The 25445-nt window shown below is 60.5% G+C and carries 20 protein-coding genes and 1 tRNA gene; 6 read left to right on the top strand and 15 right to left on the bottom strand.

Annotation, left to right across the window (positions count from 1 at the left end; all coding sequences use genetic code 11):
• Window positions 1-156 precede the first annotated feature (156 nt).
• The 5 genes from mnmE to rpmH all read right to left on the bottom strand — a co-directional run bounded on the left by mnmE (window position 157) and on the right by rpmH (window position 4163).
• The gene (gene mnmE, locus JL474_RS10930; RefSeq protein WP_203142096.1) at window positions 157-1518 is read right to left on the bottom strand and encodes a tRNA uridine-5-carboxymethylaminomethyl(34) synthesis GTPase MnmE; all 1362 of its coding nucleotides are present in this window, start codon (window positions 1516-1518) and stop codon (window positions 157-159) included.
• Between the two features lie 97 nt (window positions 1519-1615).
• On the bottom strand, window positions 1616-3325 hold the full coding sequence (yidC, locus tag JL474_RS10925) for a membrane protein insertase YidC (RefSeq protein ID WP_123633879.1): 1710 nt from the start codon (window positions 3323-3325) through the stop codon (window positions 1616-1618).
• Window positions 3326-3328: 3 nt separating this feature from the next.
• Window positions 3329-3613, bottom strand: a complete 285-nt coding sequence (gene yidD / locus JL474_RS10920; protein WP_203142382.1) for a membrane protein insertion efficiency factor YidD — start codon at window positions 3611-3613, stop codon at window positions 3329-3331.
• 21 nt (window positions 3614-3634) lie between these two features.
• Window positions 3635-4009 carry a ribonuclease P protein component gene (gene rnpA, locus JL474_RS10915; RefSeq protein ID WP_123633880.1) on the bottom strand — a complete coding sequence of 125 codons (375 nt, stop codon included), beginning with the start codon at window positions 4007-4009 and terminating at the stop codon, window positions 3635-3637.
• A gap of 19 nt (window positions 4010-4028) precedes the next feature.
• Window positions 4029-4163, bottom strand: a complete 135-nt coding sequence (gene rpmH / locus JL474_RS10910) for a 50S ribosomal protein L34 (protein ID WP_004579611.1) — start codon at window positions 4161-4163, stop codon at window positions 4029-4031.
• Between the two features lie 881 nt (window positions 4164-5044).
• On the opposite strand from rpmH, the gene dnaA reads away from it, so the two are divergent.
• From dnaA to gyrB, 5 genes are all read left to right on the top strand, one after another.
• On the top strand, window positions 5045-6538 hold the full coding sequence (dnaA, locus tag JL474_RS10905) for a chromosomal replication initiator protein DnaA (protein ID WP_203142095.1): 1494 nt from the start codon (window positions 5045-5047) through the stop codon (window positions 6536-6538).
• Window positions 6539-6588: 50 nt separating this feature from the next.
• Window positions 6589-7692, top strand: coding sequence for a DNA polymerase III subunit beta (gene dnaN, locus JL474_RS10900; protein ID WP_203142094.1), 1104 nt, complete (start codon window positions 6589-6591; stop codon window positions 7690-7692).
• Window positions 7693-7761: 69 nt separating this feature from the next.
• Entirely contained in the window at window positions 7762-9024 is a 1263-nt protein-coding gene (locus JL474_RS10895) for an ABC1 kinase family protein (protein WP_203142093.1), read from the top strand.
• Between the two features lie 642 nt (window positions 9025-9666).
• Window positions 9667-10788 (top strand): DNA replication/repair protein RecF, encoded by a 1122-nt coding sequence (gene recF, locus JL474_RS10890; RefSeq protein ID WP_203142092.1) that lies wholly within the window; start codon window positions 9667-9669, stop codon window positions 10786-10788.
• Between the two features lie 24 nt (window positions 10789-10812).
• Complete coding sequence (gyrB, locus tag JL474_RS10885) at window positions 10813-13227, top strand: DNA topoisomerase (ATP-hydrolyzing) subunit B (protein ID WP_123633884.1); 2415 nt, start codon at window positions 10813-10815, stop codon at window positions 13225-13227.
• Between the two features lie 119 nt (window positions 13228-13346).
• Here gyrB and JL474_RS10880 read toward each other — a convergent pair whose 3' ends face one another.
• The 10 genes from JL474_RS10880 to def form a co-directional block, all read right to left on the bottom strand.
• Window positions 13347-14108, bottom strand: a complete 762-nt coding sequence (locus tag JL474_RS10880) for a VC0807 family protein (RefSeq protein WP_203142091.1) — start codon at window positions 14106-14108, stop codon at window positions 13347-13349.
• A 178-nt stretch (window positions 14109-14286) separates the two neighbouring features.
• Window positions 14287-14363: transfer RNA gene (locus JL474_RS10875), tRNA-Pro, on the bottom strand.
• An 80-nt stretch (window positions 14364-14443) separates the two neighbouring features.
• Window positions 14444-14998 carry a D-glycero-beta-D-manno-heptose 1,7-bisphosphate 7-phosphatase gene (gmhB, locus tag JL474_RS10870; RefSeq protein WP_123633886.1) on the bottom strand — a complete coding sequence of 185 codons (555 nt, stop codon included), beginning with the start codon at window positions 14996-14998 and terminating at the stop codon, window positions 14444-14446.
• Window positions 14999-15007: 9 nt separating this feature from the next.
• Complete coding sequence (gene glyS / locus JL474_RS10865) at window positions 15008-17086, bottom strand: glycine--tRNA ligase subunit beta (protein ID WP_203142090.1); 2079 nt, start codon at window positions 17084-17086, stop codon at window positions 15008-15010.
• A gap of 2 nt (window positions 17087-17088) precedes the next feature.
• The gene (glyQ, locus tag JL474_RS10860) at window positions 17089-18033 is read right to left on the bottom strand and encodes a glycine--tRNA ligase subunit alpha (RefSeq protein WP_203142381.1); all 945 of its coding nucleotides are present in this window, start codon (window positions 18031-18033) and stop codon (window positions 17089-17091) included.
• A gap of 187 nt (window positions 18034-18220) precedes the next feature.
• Complete coding sequence (locus JL474_RS10855; protein ID WP_203142089.1) at window positions 18221-19669, bottom strand: TrkH family potassium uptake protein; 1449 nt, start codon at window positions 19667-19669, stop codon at window positions 18221-18223.
• A gap of 19 nt (window positions 19670-19688) precedes the next feature.
• Entirely contained in the window at window positions 19689-21062 is a 1374-nt protein-coding gene (gene trkA, locus JL474_RS10850; protein WP_123633889.1) for a Trk system potassium transporter TrkA, read from the bottom strand.
• Window positions 21059-22387 (bottom strand): 16S rRNA (cytosine(967)-C(5))-methyltransferase RsmB, encoded by a 1329-nt coding sequence (gene rsmB, locus JL474_RS10845; protein WP_203142088.1) that lies wholly within the window; start codon window positions 22385-22387, stop codon window positions 21059-21061. The genes trkA and rsmB overlap by 4 nt, the downstream gene beginning before the upstream one ends.
• 1 nt (window position 22388) lies before the next feature.
• Window positions 22389-23324, bottom strand: coding sequence for a methionyl-tRNA formyltransferase (gene fmt / locus JL474_RS10840; protein WP_203142087.1), 936 nt, complete (start codon window positions 23322-23324; stop codon window positions 22389-22391).
• 124 nt (window positions 23325-23448) lie between these two features.
• A complete protein-coding gene (gene def, locus JL474_RS10835; RefSeq protein ID WP_123633892.1) occupies window positions 23449-23952 on the bottom strand; it encodes a peptide deformylase in 504 nt (167 codons plus the stop codon).
• Window positions 23953-24326: 374 nt separating this feature from the next.
• Between def and JL474_RS10830 the strand changes: the two genes are divergently transcribed.
• A complete protein-coding gene (locus tag JL474_RS10830; RefSeq protein ID WP_123633893.1) occupies window positions 24327-25349 on the top strand; it encodes a LysM peptidoglycan-binding domain-containing protein in 1023 nt (340 codons plus the stop codon).
• Window positions 25350-25445 lie beyond the last annotated feature (96 nt).

The raw sequence follows: 25445 nt of genomic DNA, 5'->3' as shown, positions 1-25445 counted from the left end.
ACGCTTTGCACAGACCAAGCCACTTTCAGTGGATTGACGTAACCCCGCCCGGCCACAGGCTTTTTCCGGACACAGGGCCGGTTACACAAGATAACATATTGAATTTATGGGCAATCCTGGTGCCACCCGAGCCATTTGGGGGCACCGGATTAGGGGTCACTTGCCGATGCAGAAGCTGCTGAAAATCTTGCCCAGCAGATCGTCCGGGGTCATGGCGCCGGTGATTTCGCCGAGCGCATCCTGGGCCTGGCGCAAATCCTCGGCCAGCAGCTCGCCGGCACCATAGCCTTCCAGTTGGGCCTGGCCCTGCTGCAGGGACGCCTGGGCCTGCTCCAGCGCCACCAGGTGACGGCGCCGGGCCAGGAAACCGCCTTCAGTGGTGGTGGCGTAGCCCATGCACGCTTTCAGGTGGTCACGCAGGGCCTCGATGCCGTCACCGGACTTGGCCGCAATCCGGACCACCGGCACCGGGCCGTTTTCATCCAGGCCCGTCGCTTCCCCGGACAGGTCCACTTTGTTGCGAATCACGGTCAGGGGTGCGCCAGTGGGTAACCTGTGGATAAAGTCGGGCCAGATGGCCTCCGGATCCACAGCATCGGTGGTGGTCGCGTCCACCATCAACAGGATACGGTCGGCCTGCTCGATCTCCTCCCAGGCGCGGGCGATGCCGATTTTCTCCACTTCGTCGGGGCTGTCCCGCAAACCTGCCGTATCGATGACGTGCAAGGGCATCCCGTCGATGTGGATATGTTCGCGCAGGACATCCCGCGTGGTGCCTTCGATGGCGGTGACGATGGCGGCTTCACGGCCGGCGAGGGTGTTCAGCAGACTCGACTTGCCGGCATTGGGGCGCCCGGCAATCACCACCCGCATACCATCCCGCAGGATCGTGCCCTGCTGGGCCTCGACCAGGATGCGGTCGAGATCGTCCATGATGGTCTGCAGGTCGCCAGCCACCTTGCCGTCGGCCAGGAAATCGATCTCCTCCTCGGGGAAGTCGATCGCGGCTTCCACATAGATCCGCAGGTGGGTGAGGGCCTCGACCAGGACGTCGATCCGCTGGGAGAACGCCCCCTGCAGCGAGCGCATGGCGCAGCGCGCCGCCTGCTCCGAGCTGCTTTCGATCAGGTCGGCGATGGCCTCGGCCTGGGTCAGGTCCATCTTGTCGTTGAGGAACGCCCGTTCCGAGAATTCACCCGGCCGGGCCAGCCGCGCGCCCCGCTCACAGACTTCCCGCAACAGCAGATCGAGAATGACGGTGCCCCCATGCCCCTGCAGTTCCAGCACGTCTTCACCGGTAAACGAATGCGGGTTGGGGAAAAACAGGCCGATGCCTTCGTCGATCACCTGACCGTCGCCGCCGAGAAAGGGTCCGTAGTGGGCATAGCGGGGTTTTGGATCCAGGCCCAGCAGTTGACGGGCAATGGGCCCGGCCAACGGCCCGGAGACCCGGATGATTCCCACACCGGCCCGGCCGGGTGCGGTGGCGATTGCAGCTATGGTGTCGTTTACAGTCATCGGTGCTCTTTCGGCTGGAGACAGGGAAACCGTTTTCAGCATCCTAAACGAAAACAGGGCTCCGTGCGGAGCCCTGTCTCGGTTCAGTGGTGAAGGATCAGGACTTGTTGCCGATCCCTTCCGCCTGGATCTTGCGAGTGATGTAGTACTGCTGGGTAATCGACAGTACGTTGTTCACCAGCCAGTACAGGACCAGACCGGCCGGGAACCACAGGAAGAAGATGGTAAAGACGAACGGCATCGCCTTCATCACCTTGGCCTGCATGGGATCCGGCGGCGTCGGGTTGAGGCTCATCTGTACGAACATGCTGATGCCCATCAGGATCGGCAGCACGAAGTACGGGTCCATCACCGACAGGTCGTGGATCCACAGGAAGAACGGCGCGTGGCGCAGCTGCACACTTTCAAACAGAACCCAGTACAGCGAGATAAACACCGGCATCTGCACCAGGATCGGCAGACAGCCGCCCAACGGATTGATTTTCTCGCGTTTGTACAGCGCCATCATTTCCTGGGACATGCGCTGCCGGTCGTCGCCGTAGGTTTCCTTCAGCCGCTGCAACTGGGGACCGACCGCACGCATGCGCGCCATGGACCGGTAGCTGGTGGCAGACAGCTTGAAGAACAGCGCCTTGACGGTGCAGGTCAGCAGGATGATCGCGATACCCCAGTTGCCGAAGATGCTGTGGAACCAGTTCAGAACGACGAACAGCGGTGTGGCGATGAAGAACAGCCAGCCGAAGTCGACCGTGCGGTCCAGGTTCGGGGCCACGTTTTCCAGGCGATCGATGATCTTAGGGCCGACGTAGGCGCGCGCGCCGATTTTTGCCTGCTCGCCCGGAGCGACCGTTGTGGCGCTGCTGACAAAGCCCATCACATTCAGGTTGTTACGCTGAGTGGTCTGGTACTTGTGCTTGGTGTCCGGATCCGGAATCCAGGCGCTGAGGAAGTAATGCTGCAGGAAAGCGACCCAGCCGCCTTCGGCAGTCTGGCTGATGGGCGTCTCCTTGAGATCGTCCAGGCTGTACTTCTCGTAAGGGTCTTCGTTAGAGCTCAGCACCATACCCAGGAACGAGCGGATGCCAACGCTCTTCTGAGCCGTGGGATCCGGGCTGCTGTCCCTCACGATCTTGCCGGCAAAGTTCGCCTGCCAGGGCTTGTCGGACTGGTTGTCGACCAGGTACCGGACGTCGATCTCATAGCTGTCGCGCTTCAGGGTGTAGCGCTTGGTGATCTTGACGCCTTTGTCGCCGCTGTAGGTCAGGTCGACGGTGAGGGTGTCCGTCCCGTCGGCCAGCGTGTATTGGGTCTGCGCGGCCGAGTAGGTGGGTACCGACCCGTTGCTGGGGGAATCAATCCCGTCGCGACCAATCAGGCTGCTTTCCATCACATAGGTGCGGGTTGCGTTGTTCTGCAGCAGCTCCAGGGGATTGGGCTTGTCCAGGGATTCCTTGTACTTGAGCAGGGACGCACGGGTGATGTTACCGCCCTGGAGGTTGATGCTCAGGTCCAGGACATCGGTCCGGATATCGATCTTCTGGCCGTTATCGGCGGCCTTGACGGCGGAGCCTTCAACCTGGGTCTGGCCCTGATCTTCAGGGGTGGCGAACTCGTTGTCCGCCGCCTGGCTGTTGGCCTGCTGCTGCCCGGAATCCGAGGACAGCGAGGGGGTCGACCCGTCGGTCGCCTGCTGGCTTTGTGCCACCGGCTCAGTGGGCGTCTGGTGATAATCTTCGTTCCAGGCGAGCACCATCATGTAACTGACAATGGCAAGGCCTACCCAGAGGATCGTGCGCTGAATATCCATAGGTTAATGTGTCGGCTGTTTTGTTTGGTAAGAACAATGTGTGTGGTGCTCGTCCTGGCCGTGATCGTGGCCGCACACCGACGGTACCGGATCATATCCTCCCTCGGTCCACGGATGACAGCGCAAGAGCCGTCGAATCGTCAGGTAGCCGCCGCGCAGAATACCATGTCTTTCAATCGCTTCCAGTGCGTAAGCGGAGCAGGTGGGGTAGTGGCGGCAGTGTGATGCCATAAGGGGACTGATGGCATACCGGTAGAACCGGACCGGGAGGAGGACGAGCTGTCGTATCATGAGATCCGGTACCCCTGGTCAGCCGGAGGCAGTATCCGCTCGTTGGGCCTTGCGCCGCAAGCGCTGCCACAGCTCATTGAGAATTCGATGAGTGGCCGGGTTGTCGAGTTCAGCCAATCCCTGCCGCCCGAGGACCACGATGTCCATGGCGGGCAAATCCGTTTGCTGGCGAAACGTTTCGCGCACCAGCCGCTTGATGCGGTTGCGCTGGACGGCCAGCTTCAGGTTTTTCTTGGAAAAAATCAAACCAATCCTGGCGTGCCCGAGAGTGTTGGGCGTCGCCAGGATCAGGAAATGCCGGTGAGGCACTCGGACAGTGACCTGACTGAACACCCCGCTGTAATCACGGGGTTTGAGCAGACGGTCCTGCTTGGTAAATCGCCGGTCCGGCATCGGTACCTGTCAGTCTGAATCAGGCAGACAGGCGGGCACGACCTTTCGCACGACGACGGGCAATAACCTTGCGGCCGTTGGCAGTGGCCATACGGGCACGGAAGCCGTGAACGCGCTTACGCTTCAGGACGCTGGGTTGAAACGTTCTTTTCATGATGTCGATCTCACACTGGTGATGTATGTAAAACGGAATCCGGGTTCTGGCTGCCAATTACCGGTGGCCAGCACCGGTTCCGGGAATCGTTCGATCCCTGGAAACCTGTCAAAAAATGAACAGCCAAAATAGGAGCGGGATTTTAGACAAATGAGTCCGGGAATTCAATCGTTATGGTTCCAGGATGCGGGATTTACTGAGCTGGGTCTCGAGGAGACGGTTAAGCGGAGAGATTCCGGTGTGATCACAGGCGTCACCAACAATAACTTCATAAAGTCTTTTTCTTATTTAAAAGAATTTAAGACAGTTACTGTTACTGTTAGTCACCCGCTTTTCTGTGGAAAACCAATAAATATCCTTTTACATCAGTCAACTGTCAGCTTTAGAAGCCTGGGTGTAACCCACCCTGAGCTCTGGGGAAAACCGGTCGTTGAAATGGGGATAAGTAGTGGTTGCCCTCCGGCATGGAGTTATTCATGGATTCGGACTCAGGTTACTCACAGCGTTGCTGACGGGATAACCACAGACTCTTGTGGAAAACTTTTTTTAAGGGAATTTCTGTACACAAGCCAGTGTGTAAGTTGTTAGTTTGTTGATATTTAAATTAAAAGATATTCACAGGGTGTTTATGGCCTGGTTGGAAGGTCTTTTTTTGGTGGCCTTCAGCGCGTAAAATGAGCGGCTATTCAGGCTTTCCATACGCGTCCATTGCTGTTGCCTCTGGATAACTCGCGCTCGTGCGATGTTGTCAGGGATCGTTTTGTGCATAACAAGATGCTCCAGGTTCCGTCCGGCAACGTGATGACGCGATAAGAAGAAAGCGGTCCGTTTTTTTATCGTCCTTGAATCAGGGATTGGATACGCATTGGAGGCAGGCTTTCGTGCCGCAGAGTATCTGGCATCAGTGTCTTGACGTGCTGAGGGACGAGTTTCCCGCACAACAGTTCAATACCTGGCTTCGTCCCCTGCAGTCTGATCACCGGGAGGACCAGCTGTTGCTGTTCGCCCCGAACCGGTTCGTGATGGACTGGGTCAATGAGAAGTACCTGCGTCGGATCGAGGAGGTGCTCAAGGACCTGCAGGGCGGTCAGGCGCCACGTATCAATATGAAGGTGGGTTCGGCGCCGGTACAGAGTGAACCGGTCAAGCGAGCCGCTTCTCCGCCACCTGTTAACGGTCACGACGAGAATGCAGGTCCGGTCAGTGAAGAAGAGAAAGGTGTCGCGGCGACCGTGGTGGATCGTCCGTCGCTGTCGTCGCCGGCCAGCAGCAGGACCAGACCGGCCGCCGCGCCAACCCCGACACCGGCCGCCCCAGAACGTCGCCGGGTGCAGGTCGAAGGCGATATCAAGCACCAGAGCTTCCTGAACGAGAGCTTCACCTTCGAGACGTTTGTCGAGGGTAAGTCCAACCAGCTGGCGCGGGCGGCGTCGATGCAGGTGGCGGAGAACCCCGGTGGTGCCTACAACCCGCTGTTTCTTTATGGTGGCGTGGGCCTCGGTAAAACCCACCTGATGCATGCGGTGGGGAACGAGATCGTGCGTCGTAACCCGCGGGCCAAGGTGGCTTACCTGCGTTCCGAGCGGTTTGTGGCCGATATGGTCAAGGCGCTTCAGCTGAACGCCATCAATGAGTTCAAGCGCTACTACCGGTCGGTGGATGCGCTGCTGATCGACGATATCCAGTTCTTTGCCCGCAAGGAGCGGTCCCAGGAGGAGTTTTTCCACACCTTTAACGCGCTGCTTGAAGGCGGGCAACAGGTCATCGTCACCTGTGACCGGTTCCCCAAGGAAATTTCCGATATGGAGGAACGGCTCAAGTCGCGGTTTGGCTGGGGCCTGACGGTGATGGTCGAGCCGCCGGAGCTGGAAACCCGGGTGGCGATCCTGATGAAAAAGGCGGAACAGGCGAACGTTCGCCTCAGTAGCGAGGCCGCCTTCTTTATTGCGCAGAAAATTCGATCAAACGTACGGGAGCTTGAAGGCGCGTTGCGTTTGGTGATAGCGAATGCTCACTTCACCGGGCAGGAGATCACCCCGCCGTTTATTCGCGAAAGCCTGAAGGACCTGTTGGCACTGCATGAGAAGCAGGTCAGCATCGACAATATTCAGCGCACCGTGGCAGAGTACTACAAGATCAAGGTGGCAGATCTCCTGTCCAAGCGGCGCACCCGCTCGGTCACCCGTCCCCGTCAGGTGGCGATGTCCCTGGCCAAGGAACTGACCAACCACAGCCTGCCGGAAATCGGCGATGCCTTTGGCGGGCGCGATCACACCACGGTACTGCATGCCTGCAAGAAGATCGTTGAATTGCAGGAATCGGACGCCAATATCCGGGAAGACTACCAGAATTTCATGCGGTTACTGACAACCTGATCCCATTGCGTATCCTATAACTCTCAACCGACAAGCAGAATCCGAGTGCCATGAAACTGACGATCAGCCGAGAATCCCTTCTTACCCCGCTGCAATCCATTGCCGGCGTGGTGGAACGCAAACAGACAATGCCGGTCCTGTCCAACGTGCTGTTGGTAGCCGAGGACAACACGCTGACCCTGACCGGTACCAACATGGAAGTGGAGCTGGTTGCGCGGATTACGCCCGTGCATGTGGATCAGCCGGGGCGTATCACCGTACCCGCCCGCAAGCTCTCGGACATCTGCCGGGCATTGGGTGACGAAGCCCCGATCGAGCTGAACCTGGAAGGGGATCGGCTGCACCTGCGCGCCGGGGCCAGTCACTTCACCCTGTCCACCTTGCCGGCCGAGCACTTCCCCAACGTGGAAGACGATGAGGAAAGCTTCCGGTTGGAGCTGGCCCAGGCGGATCTGCGCAACATGCTGGACGCGACCGCGTTCGCCATGGCTCAGCAGGATGTGCGCTACTACCTCAATGGCCTGCTGCTGGAGGTGGATCCGGAGCACCTGCGGGCGGTGGCGACGGACGGGCACCGTCTGGCGCTGTCCGGGCTGGGTGTGGCCACCGGCATCAGCGAGCCGCGGCAGGTGATCGTGCCGCGCAAGGGCGTACTGGAACTGGCACGACTGCTGGACGATGTGCAGACGCCGGTAACGCTGGTCTTCGGTGACAATCACCTGCGGGCCACGGTTGGCGCTTACACCTTTACCTCCAAGCTGATCGAAGGCAAGTTCCCGGACTACAATCGCGTGATTCCGCGGGGCGGCGACAAGACCGTCATGGCCGATCGCACCACTCTGAAGAATACGCTGCAGCGGGCCGGTATCCTGTCTCACGAGAACATTCGCGGTATCCGGCTGAGTCTGGCCCCGGGTGAACTGCAGATCTTCGCCAATAACCCGGACCAGGAACAGGCCGAAGACGCCATGTCGGTGGACTACCAGGGTGAAGGTTTGCAGATCGGCTTTAATGTCGGCTACCTGGTGGACGTCCTGAACGCACTGGACGAAGAGCAGGTCAAGATCACCCTTTCCAATCCCAACAGCAGTGCCCTGATCGAGGCCCAAAATGACCCCAGCTGTCTGTATGTGGTCATGCCCATGAGGCTGTAAAGTAGAGGCTGGGCACACCGGGGGATTGCAGCCGCGATCCCCTTAGCTTATTAAAGGAGGCAGTCTGCTATGGTGTTGAACGGCATCAAGGGTGCGCTGCGCATCGGTCAGACGCTGACGGTGCTGAGTCGCACAGGCATTAACTGGCTGCGAGGGGATCGACCGCCTACGCCTCGCTTGCTGCGCCAGACGTTCGAGAATCTGGGCGCCACCTACATCAAGCTCGGCCAGTTCATCGCCAGTTCTCCCACCTTCTTTCCTGCCAGCTATGTGGAAGAGTTCCAGCAGTGTCTGGATCGCACACCGGCCCTTCCCTTCAGCGTGATGCGCCGGATCCTGCAAGACGAACTCAAGGTGCCTCTGGAATCCATCTATGCCGAGATCGACCCGGTGCCGCTGGCGTCGGCGTCCATAGCCCAGGTGCATGCGGCGAAGCTCGTTTCCGGTGAGCAGGTGGTGATCAAGATCCAGAAACCGGGTGTGGAAAACATCCTGCTGACGGATCTCAACTTCCTCTACGCGTCGGCGCGGATTCTGGAAACCATTGCGCCGAAGTTGTCCTGGACGTCGCTGTCCGGGATTGTCGAAGAGATCCAGCGCACCATGATGGAGGAATGCGACTTCATCAAGGAAGCCAACAACCTCAAGACGTTCCGTCAGTTTCTGTTGGACACCCACAATACCGATGCGACGGTACCCCAGGTTTATGAACAGTGGAGTACTCGCCGGGTCCTGACCATGGAGCGTTTCTACGGCGTGCCGCTGACGGACCTGGAAACCATCCGTACCGTGACATCGGATCCGGAACGCACATTGATCACGGCAATGAACACCTGGTTCTCCAGCCTGACCCAGTGCGAGTTCTTCCACGCGGATGTGCACGCTGGCAACCTGATGGTCCTGAAAGATGGGCGTGTCGGTTTTATTGATTTCGGTATCGTCGGGCGCATTCGTCCGGATACCTGGCAGGCGGTGTCTGATTTCATATCGGCGGTCATGGTGGGACAGTTTGAAGGGATGGCCGATGCCATGGTGCGAATCGGCGTCACTCACGAAGCCATCGATGTGAATCAGCTGGCCGACGATCTGCGCCGGTTGTACAACCAGATGGACCGGATGGTGCCGGATACGCCGTACGCGGCTGAAGAAGCCGAGGACGAGGTGAATAACATCCTGATGGACATGGTGAAGATCGGCGAATCCCACGGTCTTCATTTCCCGCGGGAATTTGCACTGCTGATCAAACAGTTCCTCTATTTTGATCGCTACGTCCATATCCTGGCGCCCGAGATGGATATGTTTATGGACGAACGACTGAATATGTTGCATTGACGTCTCGGTGCCCCGGCCCGGCCTCCAGAAGTACACAATCTGGATTGACTGATTAAAAGGTTCCACGTGGAACCTTTTTTTATGGGGTAAAGAAAAGCTGGTGATGGTCAGGCACCAGCCGAGCTTTCCCCGTGTTTCTTCGGCTTGCTGTCGGTGGGTTCTCTCAGCCGAGGCGATGCTGCTGCTAAATCCAAACGCATGCGAGAGGTCGTCGTATTCGAAGGCAGCTTTGGTGGAGATCTTTGGGATTCGGACTCGCGTTCAGTTCAGTTGTTTGATGTTGATTGTGAGGGCAAGCCAACTCTATGTGTGAGCCCTTGGAGATAGATTGCTAAGGCAAGCACGCCGACCCGAGATCCCTTAGCAGATCCAGGTCTGGTGGCGGCTCCGAGTTAACGCCGTGCCCCCTGCCCTAAGCGGGCCGTAACCGGTAGACTACTCTTCTGTCTGGCTCATTGATCAGTTGGCCGATCTTCTGAATGTGTTGATCCTGAATGTCCTTGATCGGTGTTGCTCGGTCGTCTGGATGGCATGATGACGACGGCTAAAACGGTCTACGGTTTCAGCGCAAGGATCGGACTCGCCGATTTATGAATGGCTCAGCCGGACACTTATCTCATCCTCAACGGATCCCTGTAGTGCATGGCGCTTCTTAAATTACAAACCCAGCAATTCCGAAACCTCGCACCCGTCGCCCTGTCCTTTTCCCCGTCCGTCAACTTGATTTACGGCGCCAACGGCAGCGGTAAGAGCAGTCTTTTGGAGGCGATCGCGTACCTCGGGTTGGGCCGATCGTTTCGGGTGAACCGGCACGAGGCCGTTGTACACCATGGATCGGAGAGTCTGACCGTATTCGGGGAAATTCTCGAAACGCCGACCAGTACGTCACCTGGGGCCTCGTCGGACATCCACCGGATTGGTCTGTCCCGGGATCTGACCACCAAGGAGACCCGGCTGAAGGTCGATGGGGAGCGGGTGAGGAATCTATCCGCCATTGCCCGTCACCTCCCGGTATCGGTGATCGATCCGGGCACATTTGACATAGTGACCGGCGGACCCGGTAAGCGGCGCCAGTTTTTGGACTGGTCGGTGTTCCACGTGGAACATGGCTTTGCGTCACTGTGGCAGCAGTTCCAGAGAGCGGTTTCCCAGCGGAATAAAATTCTCAGAAATGGTAGAATTGACGAATCGCTGCTCAGGATCTGGGACAGCCAATACATTGCGTTGGCGAACCAGGTGACTGAAGCCCGGCGCCGAGTGTTTGAGCAGTTCCAGCCATTGCTGGAAGCGGTCATCAGCGATGTGGAAGTGGCCTGGAGCGACGAGCTCAAGTTTGAGTTTTTCCCCGGTTGGGACCGGAAGGCGGATCTCGCGGAAGTGCTGATCAACCATCGCGAGCAGGAAGCCAAGATGGGCCATACCCTGTACGGGCCAAACCGGGCGGATGTGCGAGTGAAGTTTCAGGGCCGCCCGGTGGCGGAAACCCTGTCTCGAGGCCAGCAAAAAACCCTGGTTATTTTGATGAAGATCGCGCAGGGCCAGCTCCTTAGAGAGCACGCCCGGCAGTGCACTTTTTTACTGGACGATATCAACGCGGAGCTCGACGAGGCCCATCGACAGATGCTGGCCGGCAAGCTCCGAGACCTCGGCAGCCAGGTGTTCATCACCTCGATCGAGCCACCCCGCCCGGATTTACTGTGGCGGGATCCCATGCCCGATTTCAAAGTGTTCCACGTGGAACATGGCGACTTTACGGAAGAATAAGATCTGCGCTTTAGGAGCGTCCGAATGACTACGTCGACTTATAATTCCTCCAGCATCAAGGTCCTCAAAGGGCTGGATGCCGTCCGCAAGCGTCCCGGTATGTACATCGGCGACACGGACGACGGCACGGGCCTGCATCACATGGTCTTCGAGATCGTGGATAACTCCATCGATGAGGCCCTGGCCGGTTTCTGCAGTGAAATCGGTATTGTCATCCACGCTGACGAGTCCGTGACCGTCCGGGATAACGGGCGGGGTATCCCGGTCGACATGCACGAGGAAGAAGGGGTGTCTGCCGCCGAGGTCATCATGACCGTCCTTCACGCCGGTGGTAAATTCGACGACAACACCTACAAGGTCTCCGGTGGTCTTCACGGCGTGGGGGTTTCGGTGGTTAACGCCCTCTCCTCCCAGCTGCGCCTGACGATCCGTCGGGACGGTACCGTCTGGGAGCAGACCTACCATGACGGCGTCCCCGACGCGCCGCTGTCAGCCAAGGGCGAAACCGACAAGAGCGGCACCGAGGTCCATTTCATCCCCTCGCCCGAGACCTTTACCAACATCGTTTTCCATTACGATATCCTGGCCAAGCGCCTGCGCGAGCTGGCCTTCCTGAACAGCGGCGTCCGTATCCGCCTGCAGGACGAGCGTACCGGCAAGGAAGACCTGTTCGAATACGAGGGTGGTCTGCGGGCCTTTGTGGAGCATCTGAACAACAACAAGACCCCGATCAACCGGGTCTTCCATTTCCTCCACGAGCGTGAAGACGGCATTGCGGTGGAAGTGGCGATGCAGTGGAACGACGCCTTCCAGGAAAACATCTTCTGCTTCACCAACAACATTCCCCAGCGCGATGGCGGTACCCACCTGGCGGGCTTCCGCGCCGCGCTGACCCGCTCCCTGAACAACTACATCGAGCAGGAAGGCCTGGGTAAGAAAGCCAAGGTCTCCACCTCCGGCGACGACGCCCGTGAAGGCCTGACGGCGATTATTTCGGTGAAGGTGCCGGATCCCAAATTCTCCTCCCAGACCAAAGACAAGCTGGTTTCCTCCGAAGTGAAGACCGCGGTGGAACAGGAGATGTACCAGAATCTGGCGGCGTATCTGGTCGAGCAGCCCAACGAAGCCAAGATGATCGTCAATAAGATGCTCGAAGCGGCCCGGGCCCGTGAAGCCGCGCGCAAGGCGCGGGAAATGACCCGCCGCAAAGGCGCGCTGGATATCGCCGGCCTGCCGGGCAAACTGGCGGACTGCCAGGAAAAGGACCCTGCCCTCTCCGAACTCTACATTGTGGAGGGTGATTCTGCGGGTGGCAGCGCCAAGCAGGGTCGCGACCGGAAGACCCAGGCCATCCTGCCGCTGAAAGGTAAGATCCTGAACGTGGAGAAAGCCCGTTTCGACAAGATGCTGTCCTCAGCCGAAGTCGGCACGCTGATCACCGCGCTGGGCTGTGGTATCGGTCGCGAGGAGTTCGATCCGGACAAGCTGCGCTATCACTCCATCATCATCATGACGGACGCCGACGTTGACGGCTCGCACATCCGCACGCTGCTGCTGACCTTCCTGTTCCGTCAGATGCGGGAAATCATCGAGCGTGGCCACGTCTTCATCGCCATGCCGCCACTGTACAAGATCAAACGGGGCAAACAGGAGCAGTACATCAAGGACGAGAAGGCGAAGGAAGCCTACCTCACGCAGACCGCTCTGGAAGGCGCCCAGTTCTATGTGAACCCGGATGCGCCGCCGATCGCCGAGTCCGCGCTCGAATCCCTGGTCAAGGAATACCAGACCGTGATGACCATGGTCGACCGTCTGGCCCGCGCCTACCCGGCCAAGGTGCTGGAGCAGATGATCTACAACAGCACCCTGACAGCCGACGACCTGCACAGCCAGGACGCGGTCACCCAATGGGTCGGTCGCCTGGGCGCGAGCCTGGAGCTGGATACCCGCACCGGCACCAAGTACGTGTTCTCCGTGCATGAGGACACCGAGCGCAAACTGTTCCTGCCCAAGGTGGATGTGTACGTCCACGGCATCCCTCAAAGCCACGTGTTCAATCACGAGTTCTTTGAGTCGGCCTCCTACGCGGCGATCGCCAAGCTGGGCGAGAAGCTGGACGGTCTGATTGAGGATGGGGCCTACATCCAGCGCGGTGAGCGCAAACAGGCGGTGTTGAGCTTCGAAGGCGGCCTGCAGTGGCTGATGAAGGAAGCGCAGCGGGGCCTGAGCATCCAGCGCTATAAGGGACTGGGCGAGATGAACCCGGAACAGCTGTGGGAAACCACCATGGATCCGGAAACCCGTCGGATGATGAAGGTCACCATTGAGGACGCCATCGCGGCAGACCAGATCTTCACGACCCTGATGGGCGACGAAGTGGAACCGCGTCGCGATTTCATCCAGACCAACGCCCTGGCGGTGACCAACCTCGACGTCTGATTCGTCACCGCGCCACGCGGACCGGCTTATCGGTCCCATAAAAAAGCCCGGGTTGTCCCGGGCTTTTTTGTGTCTGGCGATCGGTCTGGGCTGCTGCTACTCACCCGATCACTGTGGGGCTACTGGCGGTTTTTCGATTCCTTTTCCTCATGGGCCGCCACCAGCGCCGGTGACAGCACCTCGTCCAGCTTGAATCCCGTAAGATTGCGGATCGCTCGCCAGAGGTAATAGAAGATGGCGATCATCATCAGCATGGAGGGGATGGCGATCATCGGATAGCTGACCAGCGTCATCTGGCCCAGCTCTTCGTTGAAGGCGGGGGTGCCGGACGGACTGGTGACGATCCATTTGGCCAGTACGTAGTTCATGATCGAGGAAAACAGGAACGTGCCGGCAAAGTAGTAGCTGGCCCGCATCAGTCGGGATTCGAAGACGCCTTCGTTGCCCTTCTCCACCAGGGCATCGTGGATCTTGTCCACATCCAGGACGGTGCGGTTATAGAGCAGGGTGCGGACCAGGGGATAGCGTGTCTTGGTGGATATCAGTACCGCCAGGCCGATGATCAGAGGCACAGCAGCTTCCTTGATGGCGAGCCACTGGGCATCCAGGTGCAGCAGACCGATACCACCGGTCAGCAGGATGCTGATCAAACCCAGCACCGCGATAAAGTTCTTCTTGCCGAACCGGATCAGTTCATACAGCCCCCAACCCAGTGGAAACGCCAGCGCGACCAGGAGTGCGTTGGCGGATCCCAGATCCTGCTCACCGCTGAACTTCATCAGGATGACGGAGGGAATGACAATACTGATCAGCAGGTCGGCCCAGGGGCGCTGTTGTTGCTGGGGCGCTGGTGCGGCGGTCGACGTGGACTTCTGGTTCATAGTGCTTCGGGCCTGATTTCTGGAAGGGAATCGACAGGTCGTTGGAACCCGGTTTGGCTATAAGCAGTATAACGAAGAATGGCCTGAGAGGCGCACGCATGCAAGCCGTAAGGTGATACGGGTGAGGTTATCGTATGAACGAGCTAACTGATTGATCAAGAAGGGAAAAGCGGGAAAATGGTCGGCGTGGCAGGACTTGAACCTGCGACCCCTTCGTCCCGAACGAAGTGCGCTACCAGACTGCGCCACACGCCGAATTTGGGCGGTATTATACTGATGATTCGGAGGATTGCCAGCCCCCTGGGATGACTTTTCGTCTTTCGGTTTCCCGAAGGTCAGTGACCTGCCCCTTCCAGGAAATGATCCACAAACGCGGACAGATTCTTCCAGACCGTTACCGGCCCCAGAGGCGCCGTCTGGAGCTCCTTTTCGGTACGCCGCCCGTTACCCGTACGAACCAGCGCCGCAGCCTGACAACCGGCTGCCAGGCCCGCCTCCAGGTCCTTGCGGCTGTCCCCGACCATTATGGCGTCGTGAAGGTCGGCCAGGCCCAGTTGATCGCGGATATCCTCCAGCAGACCGGTACGGGGTTTGCGGCAGCGGCAGTCTTCGTCGGGGTGATGGGGGCAGTAGACGATGCAGTCCACCCGGCCCCCGAGCGCTTCCACCAACCGTTCCAGCTGTGCGTGCATGGCCTCGAGAATGAGGTGATCGTAGAAACCCCGGGCGATGCCGGACTGGTTGGTGGCCACCGCCACCTGATGCCCTGCCCGGGTCAGTCGCGCGATGGCGTCGATACTGCTGGCAATGGGCAACCACTCCTCGACCGAGCAGATGTATTCTCCGTGGTAACGGTTTATCACACCGTCACGGTCGAGGATGATCAGCACCGTGCGTGCCTAGCCTGTGGGCAGCAATGAAATGTCCGCCACCTGCAGGAACAGGTTGCGCAGACGGTTGAGCAGCGCCAGGCGGTTGTTGCGGATGGCGGTATCGTCGGCCATGACCATCACGTCGTCGAAGAAGCGGTCGACGGTTTCCCGCAGGTCCGCCAGGGACGTCAGCGCCGCGCCGTAGTCACCGCGGGCAAACAGCGGCGTGACCTTGTCCGCCTGGGCGTCAACGGCCTCGGCCAGGGCTTTTTCCGCAGCGTCCTGCAGCAGGCTGCTGTCCACCTGCTCGGAGATGCCTTCACCACCCTGCTTCACCAGGATGTTGGACACCCGCTTGTTGGCGGCAGCCAGGGCCTGGGCGGCCGGCAACTGACGGAAGGCTTCTACCGCGCGGATACGCTGTTCAAAGTCCAGTGGCCGGGTCGGGCGACGGGCATGCACAGCCAGGTAGACTTCGGCCCCGATGCCCTGCTCTTCGTAATGCGCGCGGAACCGGTCGAGCATGTAATCCACCACCGGCGTGACCGGATCGGCCACGGTCAGGCTGGTGAAGTTCGCGGCGGCCCACTCGCAGCAGGTCTGCAGGTCCAGCGGCAATTCCCGCTCGACAATAATGCGCAGCACACCCAGGGCCGACCGGCGCAGGCCGAACGGATCACGCGTGCCTGAGGGCGGCTGGTCGATGCCGAACAGACCCACCAGGGAATCCAGACGATCCGCCAGGGCCACGGCACAGCCGGTCAGCGTCTGCGGTAGGTCGTCGCCGGCGAAGCGCGGCATGTACTGCTCGTTCAGGGCGGCGGCGACATCGTCCGGTTCGCCGTCATTGCGGGCGTAGTACTCGCCCATGATGCCCTGCAGGTCGGTGAACTCGAGCACCATCTCGCTGACCAGGTCGGTCTTGGCCAGCATGGCGGCGCGTTCGGCGTTCTCCGGTTTGCCGTCGATGGCTTCGGCAATCTTTTTGGCCAGCGCCGCCACCCGCACGGACTTGTCGTGCAGACTGCCCAGTTTTTCCTGGAACACGATTGGCTTGAGCGCGTCGATACGGCTTTCCAGCGTGTGCTTGCGGTCGGTGTCGTAGAAGAAGGCCGCGTCCGCCAGGCGCGGTCGGATCACCTTCTCGTTACCAGAGACGACCTGCGACGGGTCCTTGCTTTCCAGGTTGGCCACGGTAATGAACAGCGGCAGCATGCGGCCGTCCCTGTTGACCACGTGGAAATACTTCTGGTGTTCCTTCATGGAGGAAATCAGCGCCTCGGCGGGTACCTCCAGGAAGCGTTCCTCGAAATGGCCCAGCAACGGGACCGGCCATTCGTTGAGGGCGGTGACCTCGTCCAGCAGATCGTCGTCGATCACGGCCTGGGCGTCGCCCTGCTCACGAGCCAGGGCTTCGACGCCGGCGCGGATCTTGTCACGGCGCTCTTCGAAGCTGGCCAGCACGTAGCCTTCCTCGCGCAGGACCACCTCGTAGGCGTCCGGCGTGGGAATGATCAGTTCTTTCGGGCAGTGGAAACGGTGCCCGCGGGTTTCGTTGCCGGTGGGCAGACCCATGATGTTGGCGTCGATGATCTTGTTGCCCAGCAGCAGTACGATCCAGTGTACCGGGCGCACGAATTCCGCCTTGTGGGCACCCCAGCGCATCCGCTTGGGAATGGGCAGGCCGGCTAGCGATTGCTCCACCAACTCCGGGATCAGCTCGGCGGTAGCACGGCCCTGTTCAACCGTACGATACACCACCCAGGCACCCTTCTCGGTTTCCAGCGTGTCCAACTGGTCCGGGGTGACGCCTGCGGAGTTGGCAAAACCGGTGAGCGCACGGGTCGGGTTGCCGGCGTCGTCAAAAGCGGCCTTGACGGCAGGACCGCGTTTTTCCACCGCCTTGTCCGGCTGCGCATCGGCCAGTCCGTGGACGCGAATGGCCAGGCGCCGGGGAGCGGCAAACGACTCCACCTTGCCGTAGCTCAGGCCGGCATCATCCAGCCCCTTGCAGAAGCCGGACGTGAACGCGTCGGACAGTGTCTTGAGGGCCTTGGGCGGCAGCTCCTCGGTGCCGATTTCGACCAGAAAATCCTGTTTTGCCATGATCATGCGTCCCCTTTTTCCGCGTTGGCCAGCATTTCGTTACGCAGCGCTTCCGGTGCCATGGGGAAGCCCAGGGCCTGGCGGCTGTCGAAATAGGCCTTGGCCACGGCCCGGGCCAAGGTCCGGACGCGAAGGATGTAGCGCTGGCGCTCGGTAACGGAAATTGCGTGACGGGCATCCAGCAGGTTAAACGTGTGCGAGGCCTTGAGGACCTGCTCGTAGGCCGGCAGGGCCAGACCCACTTCAATCAGTCGCTGGCTCTCACGCTCGTGGACGTCGAAGCAGTGGAACAGGAACTCGGTATCGGCGTGCTCGAAGTTGTAGGTGGACATCTCCACCTCGTTCTGGTGGAACACGTCGCCGTAGGTGACGACGCCATCCGGGCCGTTGGTCCAGACCAGGTCGTAGACGCTGTCCACGCCCTGCAGGTACATGGCGATGCGTTCCAGACCGTAAGTCAGCTCACCGGTGACCGGATAGCATTCCAGGCCACCCACCTGCTGGAAGTAGGTGAACTGGGTCACTTCCATGCCATTGAGCCAGATTTCCCAACCCAGGCCCCAGGCACCCAGCGTCGGGGATTCCCAGTTGTCTTCAACGAAACGGATATCGTGGACCAGCGGATCCAGGCCCAGCGCCCGCAGGGAATCCAGGTAGAGTTCCTGGATGTTGTCCGGCGATGGTTTGAGCACCACCTGGAACTGGTAGTAATGCTGCAGGCGGTTGGGGTTTTCGCCGTAACGGCCATCGGTGGGGCGTCGGCTGGGCTGTACGTAAGCCGCGTTCCAGGTTTCGGGGCCGATTGCCCGCAGGAAGGTGGACGGGTGGAAAGTACCGGCCCCGACTTCCATATCCAGCGGCTGCTGAACGACACAGCCGTGCCGTGCCCAGAATTGCTGCAGGGCCAGGATAAGGCCCTGGAAAGTCTTGATGTCCGTGTTTGCCATTTCAGTCACGACAATTGCCTGTTGATCCGTTTGGGTGTGGCGCCACTGCGTTCGAAAAATGGGGTTTTCCGGTGGGGAAACAACCCGGGCTGGCGCACGAAGACCGGCATTATACGCTTCTCGCCACGCTATTTCGAAACCTGTTCGCGGATTGTACAAATTACTGACAGGTGCCTGGTGCGGCGGCCTAGCGACGCCAAAACGCGGGGGTAAACAACACCAGCAGGGTGAACACTTCGAGGCGCCCCAAAAGCATGGCGAAGCACAGCACCCACTTGGCCACATCGTTGAGGGTGCCATAATGGTAGGTGACCTCGCCCAGTCCGGGGCCGAGGTTGTTCATGGTGGCGCCCACGGCGGTCCAGGCGGTGACCTGGTCCAATCCGGTGGCCTGGAGAATGACCAGCAGCACCAGGAACATGAACATGTAAACCGAGAAGAAACCCCAGACGGCTTGCAGGACACGATCAGAGACCGGCCGGTTGCCCAGCTTTACCGGCATGACGGCGTTAGGGTGCAGCAGACGTTTCATCTCCCGCGAGCCCTGACGAAAAATCAGCAGCATCCGCACCACCTTGATACCGCCGCCGGTGGATGCCGCGCAGCCCCCCATGAACGACATCACGAACAACAGGAACGGCAGCATCAGCGGCCACACGGAGAAGTCGGCCGTGGCAAAGCCGGTGGTGGTGGCCAGCGAGACGACCTGGAACATCCCCTGCGTTACGGCTTCCAGCGGCGGCAGCGTGTTGGTGAAAATCAGCACCAGGATGGTTACCAGGCTCACCCCCGCCAGGGCGCCGATATAGAGCTTGAATTCGGAGTCGCCCCAGTAGAGCAACACATTGCGCTGGCGCCAGGCCATGAAGTGCAGCGCAAAGTTGGCGCCGGAGAGCACCATGAAGACCACGGCGATCAGTTCGATGGCCGGGCTGTTGAAATAGCCGATGCTGGCATCGTGGGTGGAAAACCCGCCGATGGCGACGGTGGAGAAGCTGTGTCCGATGGCGTCGAACCAGTTCATGCCGGCGATCCAGTAGGCCACCGCACAGGCGATGGTCAGCGACACGTAGATGTACCAGAGCGCCTTGGCCGTCTCGGCGATGCGGGGGGTCAGCTTGTTGTCTTTCACCGGTCCGGGCACTTCCGCCCGATACAGCTGCATGCCCCCGATGCCCAGCATGGGCAGGATGGCCACCGCCAGGACGATGATCCCCATACCACCCAGCCACTGCAGCTGCTGGCGATACCAGAGGATCGAATGCGGCAGCTGGTCAATGCCGGTGATGACCGTGGCGCCGGTGGTGGTCAGGCCGGAGACGGCTTCAAAGAGCGCATCGATGTAGGTGTGCGGGGCGTCGTTACTGAGGTAGAACGGGATGGAACCGGCGACGCTCAGCACCACCCAGAACAGCGTGGTCACCAGGAAGCCGTCGCGCACCCGCAAGTCGCCATGCTCGGAATGAAACGGGGCCCAGACGAACAGACCGCCCACAAACACGATGGCCATGGCATCGGCAAAGCGGTTCCACTGCCCGTCGTCGTAGGCCAGGGAAATCGCCAGTGGCGGCAGCATGGTGAAGCTGAACAGCATCATCAGGATGCCGAGGATCTTCAGGATGACCGGCAGTCGCATAGGATCGGATCCGTCCGATTCAGAAGAAGGTCAGACCCACCTGGAACAGGCGTTCCACGTCGCGGATGCGCGACTTGTCCACCAGGAACAGGATCACGTGGTCGTCCGGCTGCACCCGCAGGTGGTCGTGGGCGATCAGGACCTCGTTGTGGCGCACGATGGCGCCGATGGTGGTGCCTTCGGGCAGCGTGATTTCATCGAGGCGTTTGCCGACCACCTTGGAGGAGCGGTGATCCCCGTGCGCGATCGCCTCGATCGCCTCAGCAGCGCCCCGGCGCAGTGAGTGAACGTTGACGACGTCACCCCGGCGAACGTGCGTCAGCAGGCTGCCGATGGTGGTCTGCTGCGGCGAAATCGCAACATCGATCTCACCGCCCTGGATCAGGTCCACGTAATCCGGGTTGTTGATCAGAGTCAGGACCTTGCGCACGCCCAGCCGCTTGGCCAGCAGCGAGGCCATGATGTTGGCCTCGTCATCGTTGGTGACCGCGCAGAACACATCGGTGCTCTCGATGTTCTCCTCCAGAAGGAGGTCCTTGTTGGCGGCGTTGCCCTGCAGCACGATGGTCTTGCGCAGGTTTTCCGACAGCATCACGCAGCGGTCCCGGTTGCGCTCGATCAGTTTCACCTGATAGCGGTTTTCCAGGTTGTGGGCCAGACGCTGGCCGATGTTGCCGCCGCCGCAGATGAAGATGCGCTTGTAGGGTTTTTCCAGCGGCTGGAGCTCGCTCATGACCGAGCGGATGTGGTCGGTGCCGGCGATGAAGAACACCTCGTCGCCGTCCTCGATCACCGTATCCCCCTGCGGGATGATGGGCCGGTCCTTGCGGAAAATGGCGGCCACGCGGGTATCGATCTTGGGCATGTGGGTGCGCAGGTAGGACAGCTCATGCCCCACCAGCGGCCCGCCGGCGGTGGCCTGGATCGCCACCAGTCGCGCCAGGCCCTTGGAGAATTCCAGCACCTGCAGCGCGCCCGGATATTCGATCAGCCGCGTGATGTGGCGGGTGACCACCTGCTCCGGACTGATCAGCACGTCGATGGGAAAGCCTTCGGCGCTGAACAGTTCCTTGCGGGCGAGATAGGCGTTGGCGCGCACCCGGCTGATCTTGGTGGGCGTCTTGAACAGCGAGTAAGCCACCTGGCAGGCCACCATGTTGGTCTCGTCGCTGTTGGTGACGGCGATCAGCATGTCCGCATCCTCGGCACCGGCCTGGCGCAGGACGCTGGGATAGGAACCATGCCCCTGGACCGTGCGGATGTCGAGCCGGTCCTGGAGTTCCCGCAGGCGGGAGCCGTCGGCGTCGATGATGGTGATATCGTTGGCTTCGTTGGCCAGGTTTTCGGCGAGTGTGCCACCGACCTGACCGGCGCCCAGGATAATGATCTTCATGACGTAGGAGTCCGATTGGCTGCTTGGTCGTCCATCCGGGTCAGGCAGGCATAGAAAAACCCGTCGTGTGATCCGGTCTCCGGGAATAACTGACGCCCCGCCCCGGTATCCAGTCCCCAGGCCAGGTCTTCCGGCAGGGTCAGGGCGGCTTCCTCATGCGCTTTCATAAAACGCTGGATTATACGGTGATTTTCCTGCGGGAACACGGAACAGGTGGCGTATACCAACCGCCCGCCCGGTTTCAGCGTAGACCACAGGCGCTCCAGCAGGTTGAGCTGGACCTGTGCCAGCCCGGCAATGTCCTGTTCGCGGCGCAACAGCTTGATGTCGGGATGCCGTCGGATCACGCCGCTGCCGCTGCAGGGCACATCCAGCAGGATGCGATCGAACGGCTGGCCGTCCCACCAGTTGTCGAGATCGGCCGCGTCGGCAGCGGCCAACTGGGCGTTCAGGCCCAGACGGTCGAGGTTTTCCCGCACGCGATTCAGCCGGTGATCGGATTGATCCAGCGCGACCATCTCCAGGCCCTCGACCGCTTCCAGCATTGCGCAGGTCTTACCGCCCGGTGCGGCACAGGCGTCCAGCACCCGCTGTCCGGGGGCGAGATCCAGCAACTGGGTACACAGCTGGGCGGCTTCGTCCTGAACGCTCACCCGGCCCTCGTCAAACCCGGGCAACTGGTCGACGCCGCAGGGCGTTTCCAGCTGGATGCCCTGTGTCGCAAAGCGAGTGGCTTGAGCCTGGATACCGGTTTCGGCGAGCTGTTGCAGATAGTCGTCCCGGCTGATCTGGCGCCGGTTCACCCGCAGGGTCATCGGCCCCTGCACGTTATTGGCTTCCAGCGCCGCCTGCCAGTGGTCCGGCCAGTTGTGGCGCAGCTTTTCCACCATCCATTCCGGGTGGCTCAGGGCCGCGGCGTCCGACGCGGGTTCTGGCTCCCCGTCCCGCTGGGCCGCGCGCAGGATGGCGTTCACCAGTCCTGCAAGATGGGGTTTGCCGAGTGAGCGGCAGGCCTCGACGGTTTCGTTGACGATGGCGTAATCCGCCTGACCGCTGTGACGCAGCTGGAACAGCGCCACCAGCAATAACGGCACCACGATGCGGTCGCCTTTACGCAGCGGCTTGTGCAGCCGGGTCTGTAGCTCGGCCTGGAGTCGGTGATACCAGCGGCAGGTGCCAAAGCAGAACGCCTGCAGCTGGCTGCGTTCCTCATCGCTGACCTGGGCCAGCGCCGGCGGCAGCGCATCGGACAAGGACTGGCCCTCGCTCACCGCATGGATGACGCGGGCGGCGACGGCGCGAAGGGGAAGATGCTGTCGCGCCATGTCAGTGCAGGACCTCGCCGAGGGCCAGCACGTCGCGGCCGCCGTTGATCAGATCAGAGATGGACTGGGCGCGGCTGCCGGGCAGCTGTACGCGATGCAGACGCAGCACACCCTCGGCGCAGGCCACATCGATGCCGTCCCGTCCCCGGGCGATGAGGGTGCCGGGGGCCTGGTCGCTGGTTTCAGCCAATGCTTCGGCCGCGTGGATGCGCACCCGGTCGCTGTCGGTATCGACGAACGTGCCCGGCCAGGGATTGAAGGCCCGGACCAGCCGTTCCAGTGCGATGGCCGGCTGTTGCCAATCCAGGTGTCCTTCCTGCTTGTTCAGTTTATGGGCGTAACAGGCCTGGCTGTCGTCCTGCGTCTCGGCCTGTAACCCACCGTCGGCCAGTTCCTTCAGTGCGGTCAGGATCGCCTGGCCGCCTAGATCGGCCAGCCGGTCGTGCAGGCTGCCACCGGTGTCGTCACCGGTAATCGGGGTGCTCAGCTTGAGCAGCATGGCACCGGTGTCGAGGCCCGCGTCCATCTGCATGATGGTGATGCCGGTTTCCTCATCGCCGGCGGCGATGGCCCGCTGGATCGGTGCCGCACCGCGCCAGCGCGGCAGCAGGGAGGCGTGGATGTTGAGGCAGCCGCGGGCCGGGATATCCAGCACCGCCTGGGGCAGTATCAGGCCATAGGCGGCGACGATCATGACGTCCGGCTGGAAGGCGGCCAGCTCGGCCTGGGCGTCGGCGGATTTCAGGGATTCGGGCTGGCGTACGGGCAGATCCGCGTCCAGGGCCACCTGTTTGACCGGGCTGGGTGTGAGCTTGCGACCGCGACCGGCGGGCCGGTCGGGCTGGGTGTAGACGGCGACCACTTCGTGGTCCTGTTCCAGCAGCGCTTTGAGTGCGGTGGCGGCAAAATCCGGTGTTCCGGCAAAAACGATGCGCACGCAGCGCCTCCTCGAATCCGTGGTGTGACTGGAATGACCGCGATGGCCTTCTACAAACGAAAAGACCGGGCCTGTTGCCCGGTCCATCGTGTTCTATTGTAAACCACTTGGGGTGGGTCTGTGATCAGGCCCGGATTTTGTGCTGTTTTTCCAGCTTCTTGCGGATCCGCGTGCGCTTGAGCGGACTCAGGTAATCCACGAACAGCTTGCCCTTGAGGTGGTCCATCTCGTGCTGGATGCAGACCGCCAGCAGGCCCTCGGCTTCTTCCTCGAAAGGTTGGCCGTCTCGGCCGATCGCGCGGATGATCACGTGATCCGGGCGGCTGACTTCTTCATAGAAGCCGGGTACGGACAGGCAGCCTTCCTGCATGTCCTGAACATCCTGACCCAGGATTTCCACCTCCGGGTTGATAAAGACCCGTGGCTCGCTCTTGTCCTCCGACAGGTCCATGACGATGATCTGCTCGTGCCAGTTCACCTGCGTCGCCGCCAGCCCGATGCCCGGGGCATCGTACATGGTCTCGAACATGTCATCGATCAGCTTGCGCGTCTCGTCGGTGACCTCCTGGACGGGTTTGGCCACTGTGCGCAGGCGCGGATCGGGAAATTCCAGAATCTCAAGTATCATGGCTATCTATATCGTTCGTTTGACCGCGTGTGTTGATCAAAATGCGACGGCGTACCGCACATCATGATCGGCATGTTGTCTATGATCGTGGCACGGTCGGAAGTTTCAAGATGACAACATCAATAGTGCTGATAGTCTATTATCTATCAACTCCCGGACTGATTACAATCTGACCAGGCTTGCGGATAGCCGCGATCCCGGTTCGGCCGTGTTACGGTCTGAATCCAGAATTTACTGGAAGAACAAAAGATAACATCACAAATAGGCTGACATCTTCTATAGTAGGGGGATGTGGGTATGGGAACCCGTCTGCGGACGCCATCCGGGGTTTCAGGTTCCATTGGATAAAAGTAAAGCAATCAAGGACCCAGACAATGAGGAAACTGCTGTACGTTCTTACGGCTGTGCTGCTGTTTATGCAGGTGGCGCACGCGGCCGGCCCTGAGTTGCGGTCGGATCACCCCGATCGATACACCGTGGTCAAGGGCGATACCCTCTGGGACATCTCATCCCGTTTTCTGGACAACCCCTGGTACTGGCCGGAAATCTGGCACGCCAATCCGCAGGTTGAGAATCCCCACCTGATCTACCCGGGCGATGTGCTGGCGCTGGTGTACATTGACGGCCAGCCCCGTGTGACCAAGGTGGCCCGTTCCAACAACGGCGTGGTCAAGCTGTCGCCCAAAGTGCGCTCTACGCCGATCGACACACCGGTTCCGACCATTCCACTGGACGCGATCGAAGGGTTCCTGAGCGACACCCGCATCGTGGATCCGGAGGTGCTTGATGCCGCACCCTACGTGCTGGAAGGTGAAGACTCCCGCATCGTGACCGGCGCTGGCGACCGTATCTATGCCCGCGGCAAGACCGACGCGGACAGCCTGGGCGTGTTCCGCCGCAACAAGGCCTACCACGATCCGGACACCAACGAGTTCCTGGGCCTGGAAGCCAAGTCCATCGGCGCGGCCGACGTCAAGGAAACCAACGGCGAAGTCCTGACCCTGATGCTCAAACGTACCGACGAGGAAGTCCGCATCGGTGATCGTTTGCTGCCGACCGAAGACCGTCGCATCAGTCCGACCTTCACCCCCAGCGCGCCGGACAGCGACATCGACGGCACCATGATCGCCGTGGAAGGCGGCGTGACCCAGATCGGCCAGTACGATGTGGTGGTGGTCAACCGCGGTACCCGCGAAGGGCTGAAGCCCGGCAATGTGCTGGCCGTGTTCCAGGCCGGCAACACCGTGACCGACCCGTACACCAAGGAAGCCGTCAAACTGCCGGACGAGCGTGCCGGCCTGATGATGATCTTCCAGAGCTACGAAAAAATGAGCTACGGCCTGATCCTCAAGGCCAGCCGTACCCTGGCTGTCGGAGACCGCGTAGGCAATCCGTAACAGCAACGGTAGAATACGAACGGGAGCCGGTTTACGCCGCCTCCCGTTTTTTTATGGCCAAGAGGCCGATTTTGTCGGTACCAGGACGGTGCCGTC

The organism is Marinobacter mangrovi, from assembly GCF_016798325.1.
GTDB lineage: Bacteria > Pseudomonadota > Gammaproteobacteria > Pseudomonadales > Oleiphilaceae > Marinobacter_A > Marinobacter_A mangrovi.
Note: the sequence above shows the minus strand (reverse complement) of the source record. Positions and strands in the feature narration are given on the sequence as shown.

What these genes read in the sequence shown, in the direction of transcription:
- mnmE (WP_203142096.1), bottom strand. Translation starts at nt 1,518, where the DNA reads ATGACTGTAAACGACACCATAGCTGCAATCGCCACCGCACCCGGCCGG.
- yidC (WP_123633879.1), bottom strand. Translation starts at nt 3,325, where the DNA reads ATGGATATTCAGCGCACGATCCTCTGGGTAGGCCTTGCCATTGTCAGT.
- rnpA (WP_123633880.1), bottom strand. Translation starts at nt 4,009, where the DNA reads ATGCCGGACCGGCGATTTACCAAGCAGGACCGTCTGCTCAAACCCCGT.
- rpmH (WP_004579611.1), bottom strand. Translation starts at nt 4,163, where the DNA reads ATGAAAAGAACGTTTCAACCCAGCGTCCTGAAGCGTAAGCGCGTTCAC.
- dnaN (WP_203142094.1), top strand. Translation starts at nt 6,589, where the DNA reads ATGAAACTGACGATCAGCCGAGAATCCCTTCTTACCCCGCTGCAATCC.
- JL474_RS10895 (WP_203142093.1), top strand. Translation starts at nt 7,762, where the DNA reads ATGGTGTTGAACGGCATCAAGGGTGCGCTGCGCATCGGTCAGACGCTG.
- recF (WP_203142092.1), top strand. Translation starts at nt 9,667, where the DNA reads ATGGCGCTTCTTAAATTACAAACCCAGCAATTCCGAAACCTCGCACCC.
- gyrB (WP_123633884.1), top strand. Translation starts at nt 10,813, where the DNA reads ATGACTACGTCGACTTATAATTCCTCCAGCATCAAGGTCCTCAAAGGG.
- JL474_RS10880 (WP_203142091.1), bottom strand. Translation starts at nt 14,108, where the DNA reads ATGAACCAGAAGTCCACGTCGACCGCCGCACCAGCGCCCCAGCAACAA.
- glyS (WP_203142090.1), bottom strand. Translation starts at nt 17,086, where the DNA reads ATGGCAAAACAGGATTTTCTGGTCGAAATCGGCACCGAGGAGCTGCCG.
- glyQ (WP_203142381.1), bottom strand. Translation starts at nt 18,033, where the DNA reads ATGGCAAACACGGACATCAAGACTTTCCAGGGCCTTATCCTGGCCCTG.
- JL474_RS10855 (WP_203142089.1), bottom strand. Translation starts at nt 19,669, where the DNA reads ATGCGACTGCCGGTCATCCTGAAGATCCTCGGCATCCTGATGATGCTG.
- trkA (WP_123633889.1), bottom strand. Translation starts at nt 21,062, where the DNA reads ATGAAGATCATTATCCTGGGCGCCGGTCAGGTCGGTGGCACACTCGCC.
- rsmB (WP_203142088.1), bottom strand. Translation starts at nt 22,387, where the DNA reads ATGGCGCGACAGCATCTTCCCCTTCGCGCCGTCGCCGCCCGCGTCATC.
- def (WP_123633892.1), bottom strand. Translation starts at nt 23,952, where the DNA reads ATGATACTTGAGATTCTGGAATTTCCCGATCCGCGCCTGCGCACAGTG.
- JL474_RS10830 (WP_123633893.1), top strand. Translation starts at nt 24,327, where the DNA reads ATGAGGAAACTGCTGTACGTTCTTACGGCTGTGCTGCTGTTTATGCAG.